18 protein-coding genes are annotated in these 20584 nt (G+C 70.5%); 1 reads left to right on the forward strand and 17 read right to left on the reverse strand.

Annotated features, from left to right (window positions below):
• Positions 1 to 30 precede the first annotated feature (30 nt).
• The 17 genes from AC1RGU_RS22535 to gspG all read right to left on the reverse strand — a co-directional run bounded on the left by AC1RGU_RS22535 (position 31) and on the right by gspG (position 19898).
• Positions 31 to 933 (reverse strand): LysR substrate-binding domain-containing protein, encoded by a 903-nt coding sequence (locus AC1RGU_RS22535; protein ID WP_492697929.1) that lies wholly within the window; start codon positions 931 to 933, stop codon positions 31 to 33.
• 48 nt (positions 934 to 981) lie between these two features.
• Complete coding sequence (locus tag AC1RGU_RS22540) at positions 982 to 3225, reverse strand: phosphocholine-specific phospholipase C (RefSeq protein WP_492697927.1); 2244 nt, start codon at positions 3223 to 3225, stop codon at positions 982 to 984.
• Positions 3226 to 3240: 15 nt separating this feature from the next.
• Positions 3241 to 5460 carry a phosphocholine-specific phospholipase C gene (locus tag AC1RGU_RS22545; RefSeq protein WP_492697925.1) on the reverse strand — a complete coding sequence of 740 codons (2220 nt, stop codon included), beginning with the start codon at positions 5458 to 5460 and terminating at the stop codon, positions 3241 to 3243.
• Between the two features lie 32 nt (positions 5461 to 5492).
• A complete protein-coding gene (locus AC1RGU_RS22550; protein ID WP_159273959.1) occupies positions 5493 to 5669 on the reverse strand; it encodes a hypothetical protein in 177 nt (58 codons plus the stop codon).
• A gap of 51 nt (positions 5670 to 5720) precedes the next feature.
• Positions 5721 to 7778, reverse strand: a complete 2058-nt coding sequence (locus AC1RGU_RS22555) for a LamG-like jellyroll fold domain-containing protein (protein WP_492697923.1) — start codon at positions 7776 to 7778, stop codon at positions 5721 to 5723.
• Between the two features lie 456 nt (positions 7779 to 8234).
• Positions 8235 to 9134, reverse strand: coding sequence for a 5'-nucleotidase (locus AC1RGU_RS22560; protein ID WP_070060017.1), 900 nt, complete (start codon positions 9132 to 9134; stop codon positions 8235 to 8237).
• Between the two features lie 22 nt (positions 9135 to 9156).
• The gene (gspF, locus tag AC1RGU_RS22565) at positions 9157 to 10401 is read right to left on the reverse strand and encodes a type II secretion system inner membrane protein GspF (protein WP_492697922.1); all 1245 of its coding nucleotides are present in this window, start codon (positions 10399 to 10401) and stop codon (positions 9157 to 9159) included.
• Between the two features lie 9 nt (positions 10402 to 10410).
• Positions 10411 to 11802, reverse strand: coding sequence for a GspE/PulE family protein (locus AC1RGU_RS22570; protein WP_062472610.1), 1392 nt, complete (start codon positions 11800 to 11802; stop codon positions 10411 to 10413).
• 27 nt (positions 11803 to 11829) lie between these two features.
• The gene (gene gspD, locus AC1RGU_RS22575) at positions 11830 to 14163 is read right to left on the reverse strand and encodes a type II secretion system secretin GspD (protein WP_492697920.1); all 2334 of its coding nucleotides are present in this window, start codon (positions 14161 to 14163) and stop codon (positions 11830 to 11832) included.
• A gap of 7 nt (positions 14164 to 14170) precedes the next feature.
• A complete protein-coding gene (gene gspN / locus AC1RGU_RS22580) occupies positions 14171 to 14974 on the reverse strand; it encodes a type II secretion system protein N (RefSeq protein ID WP_492697919.1) in 804 nt (267 codons plus the stop codon).
• 23 nt (positions 14975 to 14997) lie between these two features.
• Positions 14998 to 15549, reverse strand: coding sequence for a type II secretion system protein M (locus AC1RGU_RS22585; protein WP_062472615.1), 552 nt, complete (start codon positions 15547 to 15549; stop codon positions 14998 to 15000).
• Entirely contained in the window at positions 15546 to 16757 is a 1212-nt protein-coding gene (gene gspL / locus AC1RGU_RS22590) for a type II secretion system protein GspL (protein ID WP_159278469.1), read from the reverse strand. Before gspL ends, AC1RGU_RS22585 begins: the two co-directional genes overlap by 4 nt.
• Before the next feature lie 131 nt (positions 16758 to 16888).
• Positions 16889 to 17923, reverse strand: coding sequence for a type II secretion system minor pseudopilin GspK (gene gspK / locus AC1RGU_RS22595; protein WP_492697918.1), 1035 nt, complete (start codon positions 17921 to 17923; stop codon positions 16889 to 16891).
• Positions 17920 to 18600 (reverse strand): PulJ/GspJ family protein, encoded by a 681-nt coding sequence (locus tag AC1RGU_RS22600; RefSeq protein ID WP_492697916.1) that lies wholly within the window; start codon positions 18598 to 18600, stop codon positions 17920 to 17922. Before AC1RGU_RS22600 ends, gspK begins: the two co-directional genes overlap by 4 nt.
• A complete protein-coding gene (gene gspI / locus AC1RGU_RS22605) occupies positions 18600 to 18980 on the reverse strand; it encodes a type II secretion system minor pseudopilin GspI (protein WP_492697915.1) in 381 nt (126 codons plus the stop codon). The genes AC1RGU_RS22600 and gspI overlap by 1 nt, the downstream gene beginning before the upstream one ends.
• Positions 18977 to 19483, reverse strand: a complete 507-nt coding sequence (locus tag AC1RGU_RS22610; RefSeq protein WP_492697914.1) for a prepilin-type N-terminal cleavage/methylation domain-containing protein — start codon at positions 19481 to 19483, stop codon at positions 18977 to 18979. Before AC1RGU_RS22610 ends, gspI begins: the two co-directional genes overlap by 4 nt.
• On the reverse strand, positions 19458 to 19898 hold the full coding sequence (gspG, locus tag AC1RGU_RS22615; protein ID WP_492697912.1) for a type II secretion system major pseudopilin GspG: 441 nt from the start codon (positions 19896 to 19898) through the stop codon (positions 19458 to 19460). Before gspG ends, AC1RGU_RS22610 begins: the two co-directional genes overlap by 26 nt.
• Positions 19899 to 19948: 50 nt before the next feature.
• On the opposite strand from gspG, the gene AC1RGU_RS22620 reads away from it, so the two are divergent.
• Positions 19949 to 20578, forward strand: a complete 630-nt coding sequence (locus AC1RGU_RS22620; protein ID WP_492697911.1) for a type II secretion system protein N — start codon at positions 19949 to 19951, stop codon at positions 20576 to 20578.
• The last annotated feature ends 6 nt before the right edge of the window (positions 20579 to 20584 follow it).

The following is a 20584-nucleotide window of genomic DNA, read 5'->3' on the forward strand; positions in this document are numbered from 1 at the left end:
GACGGTCATCGAAGGGCCTTCAGAGCGGCATTAGGGCGCCAGCAGGTCGTCCAGGCAGGCCACGACATGGTTCGCGAACAGTTCGGCCGCCGCGCTCGGCGCCTGCGCGGCGCGGGTCTCGAGCGTGAGCGTCTGGGCGCGCAGCGTGGGGTCGCGCAGCGGCACGAAGACCAGGCTGCCGTCGTTGCGCTCCTCGTCCACGTCCAGGCGGTTCAGCAGCGTGATGCCGCCGCCGTCGCGCACCAGCCGGCGCATCAGCGCGGTCGAGGTGGTCTCGACCACCGGCGACACGCGGATGGCTGAGCGCTCGAACGCGGCATCGAGGATCGGGCGGATCGACAGCGACGGCGCGGGCAGGATCAGCGGGTAGCCCACGCACTCCACCAGCAGTGTGGTCGCATGCGCCGTGAGCGGATGGCCCGGCGGCACCACCGCGCCGATCGGCCATTCGCTGCTGAACAGCGTGCGAAAGCCGGCCGTGCCGGGCACGTCGTAGGCCAGCGCCAGGTCGGCATCGCCTTCGGCCACGCTGCGCAGCACGGCCGCGATGGGCAGGCCCAGCAGCTTCAGCTGGATGCCCGGATGCGCCGCGCGAAAGCGCTGCACCACGGCCGGCAGGAAGGCGTCGGCCAGACCGGCCGTGGTGGCCAGCGTGACCTCGCCCTGGCGCAGGCCGCGCACGTCCTCGATGCGCTGGCGCACGAGGTCGAACTCGCGCAGCGTGCCGCGCGCATGCGCCAGCACGATCTCGCCCACGGGCGTGAGCTTGAGCGTGTTGTGGATGCGCTCGAACAGCGGCGCGCCCAGTTCTTCCTCGAGGTTGAGGATCTGGCGGTTGACGGCCGTGGGCACCACGTGCAACTGCTCGGCCGCCTTGCGGATCGAGCCCGCGCGAACCACTTCGACGAAGTACCGGATGACCTTGGCGTGCATGAATTCCCCCGCGCCGCTGGCGGGCGCGGGGGGATCATGCCCACGTCTTCAGAGGTCGGGCAAGCCCATCGCCGGATCGCTGACCGTGTGCTTGCCGGTTTCCACGCGGCCGGCGAAGCGGCGGTAGAAGGCCGGGTCGCTGTCGCAGGTGACGGCGAAGTCGTACCACTGGCCGCTGGCGGCGAGTTCCCAGTGCTGTTCGGACTGCGCGCCGCCGTTCACCGTCGCGTTCCACGGGCCGTCGTCGCGGTAGGCCTTGGCGCGCACCGTGAACTTGCAGGCGGCCTTGCCGTCGTTGCGCATCTGCAGGTAGACGTTGCCGTTGGCGATGTCGTAGCAGACACGCACCTCGGGCGCGGCCACGCCGCCGGCGCGCAGGCGGTTGAGGTCGCCCTTGAAGTGGCGGTGGTAGCCGTTGGGGCCGAGCACCCACAGGTCGTAGAAGCCGCTGTTGTCGATCGCCGCGGTCCAGCTGTCGTCGAGCGTCTTGCCGGGCTCGACCATGTAGCGGCGCGGCAGGCGGTCGAGGTTGAGCTTGTCGTACACATGGAACACGGCGGCGGCCTTGCCGGTGTTCGAGAAGACCAGCTTCACGGTGCCAGCGAGGGTGTCGGCCCTGGCGCTCGTGTGCAGCTCGTAGGGCAGGGCACGCGACGGGCGCGTGCCGGTGGCCTGGCGCGGCAGCTGCGGGTCGGTCGGCAGCGGCACCAGCGGCAGCGCCTGCTGGTCGTTGCGCACCTTGTCGGCATCGGTTCGGCTCAACTTGCCTGCGAGTTGGGGCGGGGCCTCGGTGTTCGGCGTGGCGAAGTTGAAGGCGCTCGTGAGGTCGCCGCACACCGCGCGACGGAACGGCGAGATGTTGGGCTCCTTCACGCCGAAGCGCGTTTCGAGGAAGCGCAGCACCGAGGTGTGGTCGAAGGCCTGCGAGCTGACCCAGCCGCCGCGGCTCCAGGGCGAGATCACGTACAGCGGCACGCGCGGGCCGGGGCCGAAGACGCGGTTGTCGGGCTTCGGCTGCGAGGTGCTGCCGTCGGGTGCCGGCTGCGTGAAGTACTCGGGCTTCAGGGCGTCGGCGGCGAGCGTGGTCTTGCCGGCCGGCGTCTTGTCGGCGTTGAGCGAAGGCGCTGACGGCGAGGGCATGTGGTCGAAGTAGCCGTCGTTCTCGTCGAAGTTGACCAGCAGCACGGTCTTGCTCCAGACCTCGGGCACGGCGGTGAGCGCATCGAGGATTTCCTGGAGGAACCATGCGCCCTGCACCGGGCTGGACGGGCCCGGATGCTCGCAGTAGGCCGAGGGCGCGTTGATCCAGCTCACCTGCGGCAGGCGGCCGGCCTTGATGTCGCGCCGGAACGCGTCCAGGTAGTCCTCGGGCTTGTCGCCGGGCAGCGTGTTGGCGATGCCCTTGTACAGCGGGTTGCCCGGGTTGTCGCTGGCCGCGTCGTAGGCGTGGAAGGGAAGCTTCTGGCCCGTGTCGGAAAACGGCGCCTTGTAGTAGCCGCTAGTCACCGGGTAGGGCGACGCGCGGTTGGCGCGGCGGAACTGGCGGAACGCGCCCAGCATGTTGTCGCCCCATTCGTCGGGCATGTTCTGGTAGCAGATCCAGCTCACGCCGGCGTCTTCGAGGCGCTCGGCGTAGGTCTTCCACGTGTAGCCGGTGTCGACCTTGCTGGGGGTGGCGTCCAGCCAGTCCCACTCGTTGCTGACGAAGGCCACGTTCTGCGCGGTCGGGCCGTTGGTGCCGGTGATGTGGAACGAGCGGTTCGCGTCGGTGCCGGTGTGCATCGCGCAGTGGTACGCGTCGCACAGCGTGAAGGCATCGGCCAGCGCGAACTGGAACGGGATCTCGGCCTGCTTGTGGTAGCCCATGGCCTTGGGCGTCTTGTAGCGCGCCCATTCGTTCATGCGGCCGCCGCCCCAGGCCTGCTGGCTGTCGTCCCAGTCGTGCGGCGTGCCGCCGTCGCGCTGCGCGTTGCCCTTGCGGCTGTCGAAGTGGTACGGCAGCACCACGTTGCCGTTGGCATCGCTTTGCTGCCAGACGTTGAGGCCCTTGGGCAGCGGAATGGGGAAGCGGTCGCCGAAGCCACGCACGCCGGCCAGCGTGCCGAAGTAGTGGTCGAACGAACGGTTCTCCTGCATCAGGATCACGACGTGCTCGACGTCCTTGATCGTGCCGGTCTTGTTGTTGGCCGGGATGGCCAGCGCGCGCCGGATGCTCGGCGGGAAGGCCGAGAGCGCGAGCGCGGCGGCACCGGTGGTAGCGGTGCCGGTGAGGAAGTTGCGGCGGGAGGTCATGGTGTCACCCTCGCCTCAGGCGGCGGCCGTGCCCATGGCGGGGTCGCTCACCGAATGCCGGCCGGTTTCCACGCGGCCCGCGAAGCGGCGGTAGTAGCTGGTGTCGGCGTCGCAGGTCACTTCGAAGTCGTACCAGGCGCCGCTGGCGGCCAGGTCCCAGTGCTGCTCGGCCGAGGTGCCGCCGGCCACGGTCGCGGTCCACGGGCCGTCGGTGCGGTAGGCCCGGGGGCGCACGGTGAACTTGCAGGCGTTGCGACCACCGTTGAGCATCTGCAGGTAGACATTGCCGTTGGCGATGTCGTAGCACACGCGCACTTCGGGGTTGGGCGCATCGCCGGCGCGCAGGCTGTTCAGGTCGCCGCGGAAATGGCGATGGAAGCCGTTGGGGCCGAGCACCCACAGGTCGTAGAAGCCCGTGTTGTCGAGCATCGCGTTCCAGGTGTCGTCCAGCGTCTTGCCGGCCTCGACCATGTAGCGGCGCGGCAGGCGTTCCAGGTTGAGCTTGTCGTACACGTGGAAGACGGCGGCGGCCTTGCCGGTGTTGGCGAACAGCAGCCGCACCTTGCCGCTGGTGGCGTCGTTGCGCGCGCTCACGTGCAGCTCGTAGGGGAGGGCGCGCGAGGGGCGCGTGCCGGCGGCCTGGCGCGGCAGCTGCGGCGTGGCGGGCATCGGGACCTGCGCCTGGGCTTCCTGCGCCGCGCGCTTGTCGTTCGCCTGCGTGCGACTCGTGCGGCCGGCCAGCGTCGGCAGCACTTCGTTGTTGGGCGTGGCGAAGTTGAAGGCGCTTGTCAGGTCGCCGCACACCGCGCGACGGAACGGCGAGATGTTCGGCTCCTTCACGCCGAAGCGGGCCTCGATGAAGCGGATCACCGAGGTGTGGTCGAAGGCCTGCGAGTTGACCCAGCCGCCGCGGCTCCAGGGCGAGATCACGTACATCGGCACGCGCACGCCGGGGCCGTAGACGCGGCCGTCGGGCGCGGGCTGCCTGGTGGTGCCCGGCGGCTTGGGGTGCGTGAAGCGCTCGAAGGCGATGTCGGCCTCGGGCAGCGTCGTCTTGCCGGCGGGCGAGCCGTCGGGGTTGAGCGAGGGCGCGGCGGGCGAGGGGTAATGGTCGAAGTAGCCGTCGTTCTCGTCGAAGTTGATGAGCAGCACGGTCTTGCTCCACACCTCGGGCACGGCGGTGAGGGCATCGAGCGTTTCCTGGATGTACCAGCCGCCTTCCACCGGGCTCGACGGCCCGGGGTGCTCCGAGTAGGTGGCGGGCGCGATGATCCACGACACCTGCGGCAGCTTGCCGTTCTTCACGTCGTTGCGGAAGGCGTTCAGGTACTCGTCCACGTTGGCGCCGGGCATCGTGTTGGCGATGCCCTTGTACAGCGGGTTGCCGGCGTCGTCGCTGGCCGGGTCGTAGGCCGGCACCGGGCCGGTGTTCTTGATCGGCTTGCCCGAGGCCTCGCTGGCCTGGCGGTACTGCTTGAAGCCGACCAGCGGGTTGTCGCCGAAGTTGTCGCGCATGTTTTCATACACGATCCAGCTGACGCCGGCGGCCTGCAGGCGCTCGGGGAAGGTCTTCCACTCGTAGCCGGTGGTCGAGGGCGGCGTGTAGCTGTCGTCCCACTCGTTGGCGACCGAGGCCACGTTCGCACCCGTGGGGCCGTTGGTGCCGGTCCAGTGGAACATGCGGTTCGAGTTGGTGCCGGTGTGCATGCTGCAGTGGTAGCCGTCGCACAGCGTGAAGGCGTTGGCCAACGCGAACTGGTACGGCAGTTCGGCCTGCTCGAGGTAGCCCATGGCCTGGGTGTACGGCGCGGTGCCGGTCTTCTTGTACTTGACCCACTGGTACGCACGGCCGCCGTCCCAGGCGTTCTGGCCGTCGTTCCAGTCGTGCGGCGTGCCCGCGACGCGCTGTGCGTTGCCCTTGGTCTGGTCCAGGTGGTAGGGCAGCACGGGCGCGCCCGTCTCGTCGGCCTGCTGCCACACGTTGCGACCGCCCGGCAGCGGAATGGTGAAGCGGTCGCCGAAACCACGCACGCCCATGAGCGTGCCGAAGTAGTGGTCGAACGAACGGTTCTCCTGCATCAGGATGACGATGTGCTCGACGTCCTTGATGGTGCCGGTCTTGTTGTTGGCCGGAATGGCCAGCGCGCGGCGGATGCTCGGCGGGAAGGCCGAGAGGGCGAGGGCGGCCGCGCCGGTGGTGGCGGTGCCCGTGAGGAATTTGCGGCGTGAATTCATGGTCTTGTCGTGGGATGTCATGACGTCGCGGGTCACGGTGCGCAGCGCATTTCGGGCTTCACGCCGGGCTCGGGCTGGGGCTGCGGTGGCGGCGTGATGACGGGCGGAATGCCGCCGCCGCCGTTGTCGCTGCCACCGCAGGCGGACAGCGTGCAGGCCAGGAGGAAGGCGGCCAGCAGGCGCGCGGGGAGGGAAGCTTGGAGCAGCATGGGGTGATCCTCTCTTTGTGATGTCGTGGAGATCGGGGGTGATCGGAGTAATCAGGGCGCCTGTGCCGACAGCGGCTGGCCCGAGGTGTAGATGGCCGTGAGCTCTTCGGCGGTGAGCGCGCGGTTCCAGATCGCGAAGTCGTTGAAGTCCATCGCGCCGCGCGGCGAAGCCGACCAGCGCTGGTAGTACAGGCCGGTGGCGTCTTCGTTCAGGGCGATGCCCTTGCCCAGGCCGCCGAGCGCGGTGACCAGCGCATTCGAGAGCGCGACGCTGCCGGTCTGCGTGCCCTTCACGGGGTCGAACACGTAGCCGCTCATGTTCTTGCCGGCCTTGTCGACGACCATCGCCACGTAGGCCCAGCGGCCCGCGCTCAGGAAGTGCTTGCCCTTGATCTCGCCGCGGCCGCTGCCGGTGCCGGTGTTGAAGCGCAGCTCGCAGTTGCTGAACAGGCCGAGGGCCAGGCCGGCGTTGTCGCCGGTGTCGTAGTTCTTGTTGGCGATGACCGAGGCGCCGTTGCTCACGCCCTGGCTGCAGGTGGCGTCGGTGCGCAGCCAGAAGCCGAAGGTGAAGGCGGCCACGGCGGGGGCCGTGGTCACGTCGCGCGTCTGCAGCAGCTTGTAGCCGGCCATGCCGCTCGCGTTCTTGATGCGGCTGTCCACGCGCAGCGCCTGCACGCGGTAGGGCGGCTGGAAGTTGTCGTCGGCCACGAGCGAGCCACTGTCGGCATCCGCGGCCATGGGCGCGAGCGTCGCGGTGGCGTTGAGGTCCAGCGCGGGCAGTGCGTCGAGCGGGAAGAGGTTGACCAGGCCCACCTTCACGTAGGCGATCTGCGCGGAGATCGAGACGTTGGCGCCACCAGCGGCCACCGTGTACTGGAAGGCGTAGAGGCCGTCGGCCGCGGCCTTGACGGGGTCGGTGTAGCGCGTGGCGCCGGCCGGCAGCGTGGCGATGGGCTTGCCGTCGCGCAGCACCTGCACCGGGCCGCCGAGGTCGCCCGCGAGCGTCCACGAGAGTTCGATGCTGCTGCGGTCGGCGCTGGTGCGGGCCGCGAGTTGCTGCACGGCGGTGGTGGCCTGCAGGGCCTGGCCGTTGAGGTTGTAGGCCACGGTCGCGGGCAGCGCGCCGAGGTGGCGCAGCACCGTGGGCGCGATGTCGGTCGCGGCGGCCGACTGGCGCAGCGCGGTGTCGTCGGCCGGCGAGGTGGCGCCGACGGCGGGCAACGCGGGCAGGGTCTTGTTGCTGGCGATGAAGACGGTCTTGTTGTCGACGTCCTTCAGGCTGGTGACGCCGCCGAAGGCATCGAGGCCGTGGCCGGTCGTGAGGATCACGAGCCAGTCTTCCTTCGCGTCGTTGGCCGTGCGTTGCGCGATGCGCGCGAGCAGCTGGCCGACGGCCGTTGCGGTGTCGGAGACGGCGCGCTGGTAGCTGTCGCTGCGCAGGCCGTTGGCGGCCGCGGCGGCGGGCGCGCTGTACTGCGCCACGAGCAGGTCGTAGCCTGCGCCGATGAGGCGCGTGGTGTTGGCGGTCACGCAGGCATCGGCACCGGCGCAGTCGACGGCGGCGTCGAGCGTGCCGGTTTCCGCGAGCAGCAGGTTCGGATACAGCGTGTTGGCGGTGACCGATGCGGTGAGGTAGCTCGCGTCCTTCTTCTGCTTCGCGAAGGCGAAGACCGAGGGCGCGAGCTTGGCGTCGATGCGTTGGTCCGTGGTGTCGGCGCGCACTGCGTGGCGCGGCACCCAGGTGCCGGTCAGCAGCGTGGCCCAGCCGGGCCCGTCGGTGGCGGGCTGCTCGCTGAGCGCGCCGTCGGTGCCGCCGGTCCATGCGGGAGCGAGCTGCAGCGATTGAAGCGAGGCCGGCACCTTCTTCTGTGCGATGGCGTCGCGCAAGACCGCATGCGTGAGGCCGTCGATCTCGACGATCAGCGCCTTGGGGCCGCTCTTGCCTTCGTTGGGCGTGCTGCTCGGGGGCGGCGTCGGGGTGCCGCTGATGGGGGGAAAGGCAACGCCACCGCCGCCTCCACCGCCGCAGGCCGCGAGCGCGGCGGAAATCGCAAGGGGCAACAGCCAGCGCGTGAGAGGCGCGGCGTGCGTGAGGGAGTTCGGACGCATCGGAAAAGCCGTTCGGTTCTTGTTGTCTGTCGAAGGAGGTGAAAGGCCGGCGCGAAAAAAAAGTGCCACGAAGGCACTGCGCACCGGACAGGCGACAAGACTAGGGAGAACCCGTTACTCGGCAGTGAACGAGCGATGACAGTGGGACGAAACGCGTGTGACAACGCGCTGGTCTTTGAGGTTGCGAGTGACGGACGGTGGCGCGTGCACAGGACACCGGGTACTCCCCTCCGCGAATGTCCTCCGGCCTGCGGCCTCCCCCTTGATTTCGCTGCGGGGAGCACCCGGTGCCCTGCGCACGAGGCACGTTGCTGGTGTGCGGCCGATCAACGACTGCACTGCCCATCGATCACGTCGATGGGGTGCCTTGCGCAGCGAAATCAAGGAGGAGGCCGAAGGCCGGAGGACATTCGCGGAGCAAGGTGCCCCGTCGGCGTGATCGCGCCCTGTACAGCGTCAGGGCTCGTTACTGATGCCGCTCGACACATGCCCCGCAGGCACATGCCGCGAAGCCGCGTCGACGTGACCGGTCTGGTCGTCGAAGAAGAAGTCGGGCTCGAACTCGCGCAGGAACTCGCCCTTGGGCAGGCCGCCGAGGAACATCGCTTCGTCGACGCGGATGTTCCACTTCATGAGCGTGCGGATCGCGCGCTCGTGCGCCGGTGCACTGCGCGCCGTGACCAGCGCGGTGCGGATGCGCATCTGTGCATTGCCCGCCATCTGCAGGCGGTGCAAGGCCATCAGCAGCGGCTTGAACGGGCCTTCGGGCAGGGGCAGGTCGGCCTTGCTGAGTTCGTGCGCCTGGAAAGCATCGAGGCCCTCGGCCTGGAACACGCGCTCGGCCTCGTCGCTGAAGAGCACCGCGTCGCCGTCGAAAGCGATGCGCACTTCGTTCGGCCACGCATCGCTGGCCTTGACCGACTCGACCAGCACGCGTGCGGCGGGGAAGCCTGCGGCGAGTGCCTCGCGCACGTCTTGCGCGTTGACCGACAGGAACAGGTGCGCGCGCAGCGGGCGCAGGTAGCCGAAGGGCGGGCGGCCTTGGGTGAACACGCCGCGCTGCAGCTTGATGTCGGCCGCTGCGCTCGACTTGAAGATGCGCATGCCCGACACCGGGTCGTTGCGCGAAAGAATGACCACCTCGACGCGCTGCACGCCGTCTTCGTTGAAGCGCAGCAGCTTGCGGATCAGCGACGACGCGATGCCGGGGGCGGCCGGTTCATCGATGCGGTCGAGCTGCAGTTTCATGTAGCCCTCGTTGTCGCCGGCCTCGAAGATCTTGTTTTCTTCTTCGAGGTTGAACAGGGCCCGCGAGGAGATCGCGACCACGAGTTTGTCTTCGAGCGTTACGGGCATGTGAGGGGCTCCCCGTCCGTCGTCACTTGACGAACTGATTGAGCTGGATGATAGGCAGCATGACGGCCAGCACGATGAGCATCACCACGCCGCCCATGGCGACGATGAGCAGCGGCTCCAGGATGGTGGCCAGGTGCATGGCGCGGCGCTGCACTTCGGCGCCGAGCTGGTTGGCGGCGCGTTGCAGCATCACGGGCAGCGTGCCGGTCTGCTCGCCCAGTCGCGCGAACATCGACACCAGCCCGGGAAAGCGTTTTTTCTGCGCCAGTGCGGACGCCAGCGGCGCGCCTTCGCGCACCAGCACCAGCGCGTCGAGCGCGTCGGCGCGCATGGCGCGGTTGCCCAGCGTTTCGGAGGCGGCCTGCAGCGCACGCAAGATGGGCACGCCGGCCGTGGCCAGCATGGCGAGCGTGCTCGCGAAGCGCGCCGCGTTGTAGCCGCGCGCGAGCTTGCCGACCAGCGGCAGCTTGAGCCAGGCGGCATCGAATTTGAGGCGGAAGGCTTCCTGCGCCAGCGCGACGCGCACACCGACGGCCGCGAGCACGATGGCGCCCAGCATCCACCAGCCGTAGTTGCGCACGGCCGCGCTCAGCGACAGCATCACGGTGGTGAGGAAGGGCAGCGAGCGCTTGGTGCCCGCGAACACCTGCGCCACCTGCGGCACCACGTAGCTCACGAGGAAGATCACGATCACGATCGCCACCAGCGTGACGATGGCCGGGTACAGCGCCGCGCCGATCAGCTTCTGCTGCAGCACCTGGCGCTCTTCGAGGTCGTCGGCGAGGCGTTCGAGCACCAGCCCGAGGTTGCCGCTTTGCTCGCCGGCGCCGATCACGGCGGTGTAGATGGGCGAGAACTCGCGCGGGTGCGCCGACAGCGCGCGCGCAAAGGGCGAGCCCGCGTTGACCTCGGCGCGCAGCGAGGCGACGAGGTTGCGCTGCGGTTCCGATTCGGCTTCGTCGGTGAGGGCCGTGAGTGCGCGTTCCAGCGGCAGGCCGGCCGAGATGAGGCCGGCGAGCTGGCGCGTCCACACGGCGAGGTTCGTCGAGTTGAAGACCCGCTTGCCACCGCCGAGCCAGCGCGTGAGCGTGCTGCTTGCGCTGCCGCCACCGCCGGCCGCATCGCCGCCGCCGACCGGCTTGACCGACAGCGGAATGAGCGCCTGCGCCCGCAGCAGGCCGCGTGCGGCGCGTGCGGTGTCGGCCTCGAGCACGCCTTCGCGCGACTGGCCGCTGGCATCGATGGCTTCGAAGGAATAGGCGGGCATCGCGGGACGTTACTCGCGGGTGACGCGCAGCAGTTCGGCGCGCGAGGTGATGCCGGCCTGCACCAGCCGTTCGCCGTCTTCGCGCATGGAGCGCAGGCCGCCGCGTGCGCCAGCCTCGAACAGCGCGCTCTCGGCGGCCTTGCCGTGGATGAGGGCCTGCACTTCGTCGTCGGCCACGAGCAGCTCGAAGATGCCGGTGCGGCCCTGGTAGCCGGTCTGGCCGCAGGCCTCGCAGCCCGCGCCGCCGCAGGCCGTGCAGACCTTGCGCACGAGGCGCTGCGCCAGCACGCCGAGCAGCGACGAGCTCAGCAGGAAGGGCTCCACGCCCATGTCGGTCAGGCGCGTGACGGCGCTCACCGAGTCGTTGGTGTGCAGCGTGGCCAGCACGAGGTGGCCGGTGAGCGAGGCCTGGATGGCGATCTGCGCGGTTTCGAAGTCGCGGATTTCGCCGATCATGATCACGTCGGGGTCCTGCCGCAGGATGGCGCGCAGGGCCTTGGCGAAGGTGAGTTCGATCTTCGCGTTGATCTGCGTCTGGCCCACGCCCGGCAGCTCGTACTCGATGGGGTCTTCCACCGTCATGATGTTGCTGCGGCTCGCGTCGAGCCGGGCCAGCGCGGCGTACAGCGTGGTGGTCTTGCCCGAGCCGGTGGGGCCGGTCACGAGGATGATGCCGTGCGGCTGCGCAATGAGCTTTTCGAAGCGCGCCAGCGAGTCGCCCTGCATGCCGACCGACTCGAGCGTGAGCTTCGATTCGCTCTTGTCCAGAAGGCGCAGCACGGCGCGTTCGCCGTGCGCGCTGGGCAGCGTCGACACCCGCACGTCGACCGCGCGCGTGCCGATGCGCAGGCTGATGCGCCCGTCCTGCGGCAGCCGCTTCTCGGAGATGTCGAGGTCGGCCATGATCTTCAGGCGCGAGATCAGCGCGGCGTGCAGCGCGCGGTTGGGCTGCACCACCTCGCGCAGCGTGCCGTCGATGCGAAAGCGCACCGACGACGTGCGCTCGTAGGGCTCGATGTGGATGTCGCTGGCGCCGTCGCGCGCGGCCTGCGTGAGCAGCGCGTTCAGCATGCGGATGATGGGCGCGTCGCCGGCGCTGGCCAGCAGGTCTTCGACGGCCGGCAGCTCCTGCATCATGCGCGAGAGGTCGGCGTCGTTCTGCACTTCGCTGACCACCGCGGCGGCGCTCGATTCGCCCTGGGCGTAGGCGGCGCTGATGCGCTGCGCGAGCGGGCCGTCGTCGAGCACCTCGAAGGCCTGCACGCCGTACTTGCGGGTCACTTCACCGACCGCGCTGCGTGCCGGGTGGGAAGACATCCACAGCGTGTGGCGGCCGTCGTCCGTGGCTTCGAGCAGCAGTTGCTGGCTGCGTGCGAACGCGTAGGGCAGGGGATAGCGCATGGGTGGCGGGCGTGTGCGAAACGGGGCTCAGGGCAGCTCGCGCGAGCTGGTCGGGTCGGCGGTGGGCGGCAGCGCGCCGCGCAACGGGCTGGGCGCGAGCCGGCGGTTGTCGGTGGCGGGGCGCGGCGGCGGGATGAGCTGCGTGCCTTCCATGCGGGTCTCGCTGGTCTTCTTGCCGCTGTCGTTGCTGTTCAGGCGGTTGATGCGCACCAGCGGCGCCTCGGGCAGCACGGGCGCCGAGTCGACACCGCGCAGCATGATGTTGTCGGTGTTGGGCTGCGTGCGCTGCTGCATGCCGCGGATTTCGTCGTAGCGGTCGTAGGCAAAAGCTTCGGTCGAAGCGCCGTCGCGCATCACGGCGGGGCGCAGGAACATCATGAGGTTGCTCTTGTCGCGCGTGCGCACCTCGTTCTTGAACAGGTTGCCGAGCACGGGGATGTCGCCGGCCACGGGCACCTTCTCGACGGTGTTGCCGTAGTTGTCCGACAGCAGGCCGCCGAGCATCACGAGGCCGCCGTCTTCCACCAGCACGCTGGACTCGATGGAGCGCTTGTTGGTGGTCGGGCCGTTGGGGTCCTTGGCCGTGTTCTGGTCGACCGTGGAGGTCTCCTGGAAGATGGTCATCTTCACGGTGCCGTTCTCGTTGATGGTCGGGCGCACGCGCAGCGTGAGGCCCACGTCCTTGCGCTCCACCGTGGTGAACGGGTTGATGCCGACCGAGCCCGAGGTGCTGGCGTACTGGCCGGTCACGAAGGGCACGTTCTGGCCGATGACGATCTTGGCTTCTTCGTTGTCCAGCGTCAGCAGGTTGGGCGTGGACAGCACGTTGGCGTCGCCGTCGCTGTTGAAGAAGTTGGCGATGGCGCCCAGGATGTACTGGCCGCCGATCTTGCCGGCGATGCCCAGGTTCAGGCCGGTGGAGGGGCGGATGCCGGCCACGTCGCGCGTGGCCAGGGCCTGCGTCAGCGCCAGGATGTTGGCGCTGGCCAGGCTGGAGTTGGTGCCGATGACGGCGTTGTTGCCCAGCGCGCTTTGCCACTGCACGCCGAAGTTGGCGGCCTTCTTGGCGCTGACTTCGACGATGAGCGCCTCGATCATCACCTGCGCGCGGCGGCCGTCGAGCTTGTCGATCACTGCGCGCATCTGGCGGTACTGCGGCTCGGGCGCGGTGATGATGAGCGAGTTGGTGCTCGGGTCGGCCTGGATCTGGCCGCCGGTGGACGGCTGGTTGGCGTTGTTCAGCGGCGCGTTGGCGGCGGCCGAACCGCCGCCCTGGGTGTTGTTGCCGCCGAAGCTGGCCTGCGTCATCGGCATGCTGGCCGGCGGCACGGACGAACCGGCGCTGCCCGCGGCGCCGGGCGCGCCCGGCACCTGCGACTGCTGCTGGCTGGCGGCCATCGCGGCGCGCAGCGTGGCGGCCAGGCGCACCGCATCGGCGTTCTTCAGGTAGACCACGTAGATGTTGCCGGCCGCGCCGTTGCTGCTTTCGGCTGGCGCACGGTCGAGCTTCTCGACCAGCGTGCGCACGAGTTGCGCGCGCGCGGGGTTGGCGGCGCGAAGAATCAGCGAGTTGCTGCGCGGGTCGGCCATCAGCGTGGTGCGGAACGAGGCGTCGGCACCGCCCGGTGCGGCCGCGCCCGGCGCCCCCGCTCCACCGCCTTCAACCAGCCGCGTGACCAGCGGCACCATGTCGGTGGCGACCGAATGCTTGAGCTGGATGACCTCGATGTCGGACGCGTTGGGCACGTCGAGCGACGCGATGATGCGCGCCAGCCGGCGCATGTTGTCGGCGTAGTCGGTGATCACGAGCGAGTTGTTGCCCGGGTTCACGTTGATGGTGTTGTTCGGCGGGATCAGCGGGCGCAGCACCGGCAGCAGGCTGTTGGCCGACTCGTAGTTCAGGCGAAAGATCTGCGTGACGATCTGGTTGCCCGCGGCCGCGCTGGCGCCGCCGATGGAGGTGTTGACGGTGCTGGTCTGCAGCTTGGCGTCGGCCTCGGGCACCACCTTGTACAGGCCGTCGGCTTCCACCACCGCGAAGCCCTGCAGGCGCAGCGCGGCGGCAAACTGGTTGAAGGCGGCGGCCGGCGCCAGCGGGCGGTCGGTGACCAGGTTCATGGTGCCCTTGACGCGTGGATCGACCACCACGTCGCGCCCCGTGACCACGGCCATGGTGCGGGCCACGGCTTCAATGTCGGCGGCGGCGAAGTTCAGCGTGATCGGTTCGCCGCGCCGCGGGGCGTCGCCGGTCTGCGCGTAGGCGGGTGGCAGCACCGGCACGAACGACGCCGCGATCAGCAGGCGCACCGCGAGCGCGACGAGGCCGGGGCGGGTGCCGGACGAGGACAGAGGCTTCTTCATGGTCGGATCAACCCAGGGTGATGATCGAGCGCGCACCGTCGCGCCGCCCGATGATGTTCAACAAATTGGAAAGTGCGTCTTCGCGGCCCGGTGCCGCACTGGCTTCGCCGTTGAAGCGCAACGCGGTGCCGCTCCAGTCGCCGCTGCCGTTCAGTTCGAGGCTGCCTTCGCGCGTGCTCAGCAGCAGCGTGGGACGCGTGCCGCCTTCGAGCGACAGGCGGTAGCTGCCCATCGGCCGCAGGGTCGACAGGGCGGACGACACATCGGTGGCGTCGAGCGTGGCCTGGCCCTCGATGCGCAATGCGGGGCCGTCCCACTGCATGGCGAAGGCGCGGGTGCTGAGGTCGAGGGCGCCTTCGAGCTTGAGCGTGTTCCAGGGCGCACCCAGGCCGGTGAGCAGCGTGGCGGGCCAGCGCGAGCGGGCGTCCTGCCAGGCGAGCTGCAGGCCGTTGGCGCGCGGGCTGGCTTGCAGGCCGAGCGGTTGCGCTGCGCAGCAAGAGAGGTCAAGTCGCGCCGACAGACCGCGCCAGTTCGGCCACATGCGCCAGTTCAAGAGGCCGGGCAGCGAGACGGCCTGCGTGCCGCCCGCGCCGCTGGCGAACACGACGGCGGCGGTGCCGTTCCAGACCGTGCCGCGCGGGTTGACCAGCAGCAGGCGGCCTTGCGTCCAGCCCGACAGCGCCGAGGCGAGCCAGCGCGCCGGCGCGAACAGCACGACCGCGACCAGCAGGCCGGTGGCGGCGCCGAGCACAGCCCAGCGCCAGCTGCCGCGGCGCGGCTGGAGGTCGGGGACCGGGGGACGTCTCGCCATGCCGTGCGGTGCGTGGGGCTGCTTCAGCGCGGGGCGGGCAGCGCCATCACGAGCGTGCCGTCCCAGCGGGGTTGCGGAGGTTGGTCGGGCGTGGCGGGCGCAGGCTTGGCGCCCGGCGGCGGCGGTGCGATGGGCGCGCGCGTCAGGTGCACTTCGCGCGGCACGGCGTGGGCGTTGCCGCGCGCCTGTGCGAGCCATTGCGCCAGGTTCTGGGCGGGCGCGCCGCGCAGCGTGACGGTGGCGGCGCCATCGCCACCGGCCGTCATGAGCTGGGCGTTCGTGACGCCCAGGCCGTCGCGCACCGAGCTTTCGAGCGCGCGCAGGGCGTCGTCGCGCGCCAGGCGCGGTTGCGACTGCAGCGCCTTCGCGCGGTTCTGCAAGGTGGCCATCTGCTGGAGCTGGGCGTCGAGCCGTGCGTGTTCGGCTGGGGCCGCGGCCAGCGTGCGCAGCGCGGGGGCGAGCGCGATCCACCAGAGCAAGGCCAGTGCCACCAGCGCGACGGCGCCGATGACGAGGCGGCGCTCGCGCATCCCGAGGACGGCCCAGCGGGCCTTGAGTTGTTCGCTGAAGTTCATCGGTTGGCCTCGGCCTGCACCAGCAGCAGATCGCCTTCGGTGCGCACCTGGTAGCCGCGCGGCGACAGCGCGGCGGTGATCTGCGTGACCTCCTGCGGCTGCAGCCCGAGGCCGCGCAGGCGCAGCTGGCCGGCGCTGAAGTCGATGGCGCTCGGGGAGCGGCCGGGCGGCAGGGCGGTGGCGATGGCGCCGACCATGGGTTCGAAATCGCTCGGCGCCACGTCGCCCACGGCCTGTTGCAGCGCGGCGACCTCGCGGCCCATCTGCAGCGGCGCGTCGACCACGATCTTCACCGAGGGAAAGGTCTGCGTCAGGATGGCGCGCGTGGCCTGGCGCTTGGACTCGAGTGCGTTGCGTTCCTTCCAGGCCCAGGCGTTCAGGCCGATGAGCTGGGTCAGCAGCAGCACCACGACGCCCCAGCGCGCGGCGCGCCATTCGGGCGCGAAGCGCAGCGTTTGAAGCACCGAGGCGAACTTCTTGCCGGCGCGCGCGCGGCCCGTCACGGCGAGGTCGAACTGCGCGAGCTCCCAGGGCGTGCGCGTGGCGTGCAGCCAGCGCTGGGGCGCCTGCACGATCGGCACGCGGCGCTGCAGCAGGTGCTCGGCGGCTTCGGCGACGGCGGGCTCGGTGGTGATGACGGCGGTGTCCAGCGGCAGGCCGTTCGACAGGGCCAGGCCCGCGCCGGCCAGCGGCAGTGAGACCACGCCGTCGCCGTCGCAGACCGTGAGTTGCGGCGCCTCGGGCTCGCCCGTGACCTGCAGCAGCGGCGGCGCGTCGGCCGGCTGCGGCGTGAATTCGGGAACGATGCGCACCACGCGCCGGCCGGCGGCTTCGAGCCCCTGCACGACGCTGCGCAGCCAGATGCGGTTGCAGGCCGCGACCCACACCGGCTCGCCGGCCTTGGCATCGGGCGCGAGCGCGAAGTGCAGGGCTTCCGGGTCGTCGAGCAGGTGCTCTTCGAGCAGGCCATCGAGCACGGCGCGCAGCTTCGAGGTGCTGCCCATGCTGCCCTTGGGCAAGGTCACGCGGTGCCATGAGAGCGCCGAGGACGGAATGCCGAGCGTGACCTCGGGGCCCGACGGCAGCAGCGTCAGCAGCGCGCGGCCCTGGTCGCGCAGGGCGATGCCGTCCTCACCGGCCTGGGCCCAGTCGTACTCGCCCGCGGCGTCGGCCGGAGGGAGGGGGGCAAGGAGCAGCAGCGGGGTCATGTCGGGGGGTGTCGGAAAAGCCGGTGATTGTAGGAGGGTGGCTTACAAGTTGTTGCTATTGTTTGAATAGCATATCTTGCAGAGACTACGTGCGTTTGACGGTGTTTTGATCAGAGAAAAGGAAAGCGGCGTCAGGGTTTTGCCGGGGGCATGGTGGCGCCCGCGCCACGGGTGCGCCAGACGGTGGTCACGGCCAGGCCCTTGCGAAAGAGCAGCGAGTGCTCCTCGACCCAGGTGCGGTCCAGCCGCAGCCGGCCGTACACCTCGAAATACTGGGTGCCCACGCCGTGCTGGGCCGCGTTGAAGCGCGAGCCGCCGCTGGGCAGGCCGGCGTTGGCTTCCTCGATGTTCTTGAAGAAGGAGCGGGTGCGCCGCTCCACCAGCTGGCGCGCGCTGGCGATGCCCAGCGATTCGACGCTCGCGCTGATGGCCTCGGCGCTGGCCGTGTTGAGGTTGAGCGTGGTGCGCTCCGGCAGGATCGTCACGTAGGGCTCGAGCGCGGCGGCGGTGGCGGGCGAGAGGCCGAGCCACACCAGTTGCGCCACTTCCTGTGGCATCAGCGGGGCGGCGCCGGTGTCGGCGCTGGCATCGCTGCTGCCGCCGCCGCTACCGCCTGAGGCGGCGTCGGTGCTGCCGGTGTGCAGCGCGCTCGCGAGCCGCGCGGTCATCTGGGTCAGCTCGCCGGCGGGCAGGCCGAGCAGGTTGAAGAGGCGCGTGAAGGTGGCGACGCTGGCCGGCACCGGTTTGCCGGCGTCCACCAGCGACAGCACGTTGAGCTTGGACTGCGCGTCGACGATGCGGCCCGACAGGAAGGCGTCGGGCAGGCCTTCGAGGTTGTCGCTCGCCACGTTCTTCTCGGCCGACAGGAAGCTGGTGAGGCGGGCCTCTTCGAGCGGCACGGCCCACGGCTCGCCGAGGTGGTCGGGGCCGCCGGCACGGCCGTCCTCGCCGAGGATCAGGCGCGACCAGTCGAGCGCGCCGATCAGCACCCAGGCTGCCTGCACGCGCGCGCGCTCGGCGCCTTCGACCTCGGCCGAGCGCCACTGCTGCCAGAGCGCGGCGGCGGAAAAGGTGGCGACCAGCATCACGGTCAGCATGGCGGCGAGCAGCGCGGCGCCGCGCTGGCGGCGTGTGCTTGCCACGCGATGGCGTTGCGGCGCGGTCATGAGCGCGGCCCCCCGAGCGTCGGTCGCACCCAGTCGCGCGTGAGCGTGCCCGAGAGCCCGTCGCCGGGCGGCAGGGTCAGCACCAGCCGCACGCCGTCGGGCATGGCGATGAGCGCGCCGGCCGGGTTGGACGGGTTCGCCGCCGCCACGGGCAGCGGCTCCGCCGGCACCCAGGCGTTGTTGCGGAAGTACGCGAGCTGCCAGCTGTTGACCGGCATCAGCGCCACATCGGTGGCACCGCCGGTGGGCGCGGCGCCATCTTGGGCCCAGGCCGCCGCAAGGTTCCAGGCCCGCACCCATTCGCCGCGCGTGGCGAAGGGCGCCGACTGCCAGCGCCGCCAGCGCGTGCCGTCGGCACCGGGGCGCAGCGTCCAGGCGACGACCTGCACGGTCGGCGTGCTGGTGTCGCTGCCGCGGCGCGTCATGCGCAGCACGCGGCCGTCCCAGTCGATCGGGCGGGTCTGCGCGAGCAGGGTGATGGCGTCGAGGTCGGCGCTCCACTGCGCGAGCGTGGCCTGCAGCGTGAGCACCGCGTCGGCGCGCTGCTGGTTCTGCGTGGTGGCGCGCGACATGCTGTCCAGGCCGCGCCAGCTCACGAGCGCGAGCAGCGCCATGACGGCGATGGCGACCAGCAGCTCGATCAGCGTGAAGCCGCGTGCGCGCGAAGGCTTCGTCATCAGACGCGCCCCACCACGGTCGACACGCGCAGCAGCGGTGCGCTGCCCTCGTCGCGCACCTGCACGTCGACGCGCCGGAAGTTCGGGTTGAGCGTGGGCACGGTCGTGGTCGTCACGAGGAAGGTGAGACCGGCCTGCAGGCAGATGGAGCCCGAGTCGCCGACGGCCGGCATCTGCCGCGACAGGCGCGCCTTGGCGAGTTCGTTTTCCGCGCACAGGCCGGCCAGCACGAGGTCGGACTGGCGCTGCGCATTGCGCGTGAGCGACATCGTGGCCTGCGAGCCGGCCGCCAGCGCGAGCGCGACGATGCCCAGCGCGATCAGCACCTCGACCAGCGTGAAGCCGCGGTGGCGTGCGGGGCGCCGCAGCCGCTGTCTCATGGCACGGCGAACACGGTGAAGGGCCGCAGCCCGTCGGTCGCGACACGCAGCACGCGCGCGGGCGGGCCGTCGCTGTGCAGCATGACCTGCTGCGCCGGAATGATGGGGTCGGGCCCGAGCTGCAGCGCCGCCACCGGCGTGTCGCCGCCCAGCATGGGCTGGGCCGTGATGCCTGCGTGGGTCCAGCCGGTGGGCAGTGCGTCGGCGGGCAGGCCGTCGAAGACGAAGCCGCCGCCTTCGACAAGGCGCCAGCGCACCATGACGCCGCTGGCGCGCGACTGGGCACGGGCCGATTCGAGCAGGGCGGCGAGGCGGTCGGCCTCGCGGTCGAGCGCGGCGGCGTTGCTGTCGCGCATCGCGAAGCTCACGCTGGCGGTCGCGATGGCGATGATCGCGATCACCACGATCAGCTCCAGCAGCGTGAAGCCGCGCGCTGCACGAGGCGGTGGCACCACCACGCGGCCGGGGGCGATGCGCTTACTGCCAGCTGCCGACGTCGGCATTCTTGCCCTCGCCGCCGCTCTGTCCGTCGGCGCCGAAGGAGAGCACGTCGATTTCGCCCTTGATGCCGGGGTTCATGTACTGGTACGGATGGCCCCAGGGGTCGTTGGGCAGCTTCTCGACGTAGGGCTTCCAGTTGGGTGCGGCCGGGCCTGCGGTGGGGCGGGTCAGCAGCGACTGCAGGCCCTGCTCGGCGGTCGGGTAGCGCTGGTTGTCGAGGCGGTAGAGCTTGAGCGCCTGCATCAGGTTGTTGATGTCGGTGCGGGCGGCGGTGACGCGGGCGTCGTCGGCGCGCTCGATCACGTTCGGCACGATCAGCGCAGCGAGCACGCCGATGATGACAAGCACCACCATGAGTTCGATCAGCGTGAAGCCGCGTTGTGCGGTGCGGGAGACGGAACGAAGGAGTTTGTTCATAGCTTGCAGGGACATGAGGCGGTAAGCGCGCTGCATGATAATCCGCGGCCATGACAAGTCCTTACTCCGCAGCCCGCTGGCATGCCCCACTTGCAACGACGGGGCTTTGGGCGTTGGCCGCGGGCGCCGCGGTGTTCTGGGCGCTGCGGCTGGCCTCTCCGGCCGACGCCGTGGCTGCGGCGGCCACGATGCCGCGCGCACCGGTCGCGGCCGATGCCGAGGCGGTGGCCCGGTTGCTGGGCGTGGTCACGGTGACGCCGAACGCTCCCGTGGCGCCGGAGGCCGCGAGCCGCTTCGCGCTGTCGGGCGTGGTGGCGGACCCGTCGAACCAGGGCGCGGCGCTGATCTCGATCGACGGCAAGCCGCCGCGGCCGTTCCGCGTCGGCTCGAAGGTCGGGGAGAGCTATGTGCTGCAGTCGGTGGGCGTGCGCGCGGCGACGCTCGGTGCCCAGCGCGACGGGCCGGCGGCGTTCACGCTGCAGCTGCCGGTGCGTGCGCCGCTGAGCATGGGGCTTCCGACGCCGCCTGCCGGTTTGCCCACGGTGTCGCCGGCTGTGCCTGCAGGCCCGTTGCCGGCCACGATGCCGACGATGGTGATGCCGCCGCAGCAGCAGCAACTTCCCGCCACGGCGGGCGCCGCGATGGAGCCGCCGCCGCAGGCGCAGACCCCCGCGCAGTAAGCGCAG

The sequence above is a fragment of the Variovorax sp. GW823-FHT02B07 genome, assembly GCF_058797695.1.